The following is a 3397-nucleotide window of genomic DNA, read 5'->3' on the forward strand; positions in this document are numbered from 1 at the left end:
GGCGGTCAGATTGGCTATCGGATCTGTTATTTCCGCGTTGAAGGGGAATTATTTTACGATTACAACCCTATTACTCGACTCACTGTCGGTGGCTTGACCTTTAAACGACATTTCACTCCGCTTCCTTTGCCCCCCTTGGGTTTTGGGACGCCAGGAATAAAAATAAAAGGCAATACAAGTTTCGGTGGCGCGATGATTAATGGCTACTATGACATCTATGATGAAGATGATGATCCGAGTTTTGTTCCTTACATTGGGCTAGGCGTCGGTTATGCGCATATTTCAAGTGCACTTAATTTCTACGGTATCGCCCAACCTGCTCCTACACAGCCTTCAACCGAATTTTTCATCACTGGTGGGAAAGCAAGTTCCAGTACCCCTGTGGGGCAAATCATTCTTGGCTTAAGTTATTTCTACAGTGATCAAACCTCCTTTGGACTTGACTATCGTTACATGACCACAAGAACAATAAGCGCCTTCGATACACGATTCCAGGTTCATACACTGAATTTGTTTTTTAACTATACTTTCAGTGAAGCCTAACTTCTATTAGCCAGCAGGCATTTAATGCCTGCTATAAAGTTCTTCTATTTTATTTAAGGCCTCTGATGACCTATCTCATAGCACCTTCGCTGCTTTCAGCCGATATGACACGTTTTGGTGAAGAAGTCACTGCAGTCATGCAAGCCGGTGCTGATATGATTCATTTTGATGTGATGGATAATCATTACGTCCCTAATCTTACCTTCGGGCCACCGATTTGCCAGGCACTGCATCATCGTTTTCCCAGCATTCCTATTGATGTGCACTTGATGACTAAACCGGTTGACGATTTGATTACTCAATTTGCCAAAGCCGGTGCCAAACGCATTAGTATTCATCCAGATGCAACCATTCATCTTGATCGCAGCCTGCAACTTATCCAGCAACAAGATTGCCAGGCAGGCCTGGTTTTAAATCCAGCGACGTCACTTGATTGCTTAAGCTGGTGTATCCATCGCCTGGATTTTGTTTTGGTCATGACGGTTAATCCTGGTTTTGGCGGCCAAACCTTGATCCCAGAAATAATCAATAAAATCAGTTTGATAAAGCAGCAATACCCTACTCTCCCTATTTGTGTCGATGGCGGTGTCAGTACAGAAAATATTGCTCGTTTGGCACAAGCAGGAGCTACCCAATTTGTTGCCGGTTCTGCTATATTCTCCAGTAATGATTATGCAAAGACTATTACAGCAATGCGTAATCAACTAACATCAATTTAAGGGACTGTTTACATTTCTACTGTCAAGACGTAAGCACTCAAGCTGGCGACATGTAAACAGTCCCTATAAATGGTTATATAATAAAATTCACCCACATTGTAATTAATTAGGGCAAATAACAGGGATAAAGACCGTTAAACGGCTCTTCTATTGCGGTAATCGAGAGGTTATGAAGAAGATATTATTTATTTTAGGCCTGATGTATTCATCAGCGATGATTCATGCCTCATCGGGCGAAGCTTATTTAAACAGGTTTATGGCCTACACGCAGTGGAGCCAAGACCTGCCTGTAGAGCCTGGCCCCGATTTTTATGCGTTTATTGACAGTGATACACCTCTTGCCAAAAAATTACGCGAAAGATGGTTATACCAGTTAGCCCGCCAAAAAGATTGGTCCAATTACCTCAAACATTATCAGGAATCGAGCGACGTCAACCTGCAGTGCTATAATCAGTTAGCCAATTACCATGAAGGAAAAACCCAGGAAGCGATGGACGCTGCCAAGCTTTTATGGCTATCAGGCGGCTCTCAACCACCCGCTTGTAATGAATTATTTAATTTACTGGTAAAAAGCGATAGTTTTGATGAAACACTTATCACGCAACGAATTATTCTGGCACTCGACAAGCGCAATCTGCCGTTAGCCCGCTATTTACTTAAGCAATATAAACAACCACGTCTTAAAGACGAACGATTACTTGTGACTATTTATCAAAGCCCATCCCGTATCACTCAACTTGAGATTGGTGAGCTGCATGATTATTTCTATCTTTATGGTCTAAAACGCATGGTATCCATCAACATGGATCAAGCCATCAAATATTGGCAACATGTCAAAACTAAAAAGCTGTTGACCATACCTCAACAACAAGCCTTTCTTGCTCATTTGGCACTTTATAAGGCGATGCGTAATCATGATGATACTCAATACTGGTTTGACAAGGTAAAACCAGCTTATTACAACGACGTCCTCCTTGATTGGCAAATTCGTTATGCCCTCAAGCGCCAACAGTGGGCTAGAGTTGAGTCTTTGATTAATCATTCTCCTGATAAAGATAAACCTTGCTGGCAATACTGGTTAGCGCGCGCACTGGAAGCCAGAGGAGAAAAACAAAGCGAACGCCATCTATCAAACACTCGCCAAATCAAGGCATTATTATGGTTTTCTTGCCAGCATACGGTTGAACAAAGCACCCAGTTTTGAAAATGAACCGCCTGTCGCTAATATGGCTATTTTAAAACCTTATCAACCGATTACGGATAACATTAAATACCTCTATCAAACCAAACAAGACGGACAGGCCTCAAGGCTACTCAATGATTTTATTAGTGAACTGCCCAAAGAGGACAAGAGCGCTCTTATTTATTGGGTTGCAACCGATTTGCAGTGGCATGGCAAATCAGTTTATTTAAGCAATTCTGATGAATTAAATAATCAGCTGGTATTGCGCTTTCCTTTGGCTTACCAACCCACCATTAACCAATATGCTAAAAATTACCAAATTCCCAGCGAGTTTATCTATGCCATTATTCGCCAGGAAAGTGCTTTTCGCCGCGATGTCATCTCGCCTGTTGGTGCCCGTGGTCTCATGCAAGTAATGCCTGCCACTGCAAAGGTGGTAGCAAAGCGCGAAAAAATTGCTTATGGCGACAAAGAACAGCTGTTTTTATTTCAAAAAATATCAACATCGGTGTTGCCTATCTAAAACAATTAGCCAATCGCTTTGATAGACATCCCGTGTTAATGGCAGCAGCCTACAATGCTGGTCCAAGTCGAGTGAATTATTGGCTCAGGAATCACCCACCCAAACAAATCGATATCTGGATTGAGACCCTTCCCTGGCATGAAACACGCAACTACTTAAAGAACGTCATTGCCTTTTATGCTGTTTATCAATATCGCATGAAAGAAAGACCCGATTTACGTGCTTTTATGAGGCCTTTATTGTAATAGTAGAAAATCCCGGGTTTACAGCCTGCGGCTTGCACCCAGGCTTGTATCTTTAAACGGTAAGCAGAAATGCTTAATCTCAAGGGCACTTGGGATGGGAGAAGAGAGCTTGTACCCAGGCAAGGCAAAAAGCCTGTTTTGTAGATTAGGCCCTTCTCCCCACTTATCAATCGACCGAACAGTA

Annotated in this window: 2 protein-coding genes and 1 pseudogene; all 3 read left to right on the forward strand. The window is 42.4% G+C overall.

Annotation, left to right across the window (positions count from 1 at the left end; genetic code table 11):
- On the forward strand, positions 1-543 hold a 543-nt coding region (locus tag BN58_RS15570; RefSeq protein ID WP_019217606.1), incomplete at its 5' end, for an outer membrane protein.
- Between the two features lie 65 nt (positions 544-608).
- Entirely contained in the window at positions 609-1262 is a 654-nt protein-coding gene (gene rpe, locus BN58_RS15575) for a ribulose-phosphate 3-epimerase (protein WP_019217607.1), read from the forward strand.
- A 169-nt stretch (positions 1263-1431) separates the two neighbouring features.
- Positions 1432-3213 (forward strand): annotated as a pseudogene (locus tag BN58_RS26160) (transglycosylase SLT domain-containing protein).
- Positions 3214-3397: the final 184 nt, after the last annotated feature.

The sequence above is a fragment of the Legionella tunisiensis genome (assembly GCF_000308315.1).
Classification (GTDB): domain Bacteria; phylum Pseudomonadota; class Gammaproteobacteria; order Legionellales; family Legionellaceae; genus Tatlockia; species Tatlockia tunisiensis.

What these genes read in the sequence shown, in the direction of transcription:
- rpe (WP_019217607.1), top strand. Translation starts at nt 609, where the DNA reads ATGACCTATCTCATAGCACCTTCGCTGCTTTCAGCCGATATGACACGT.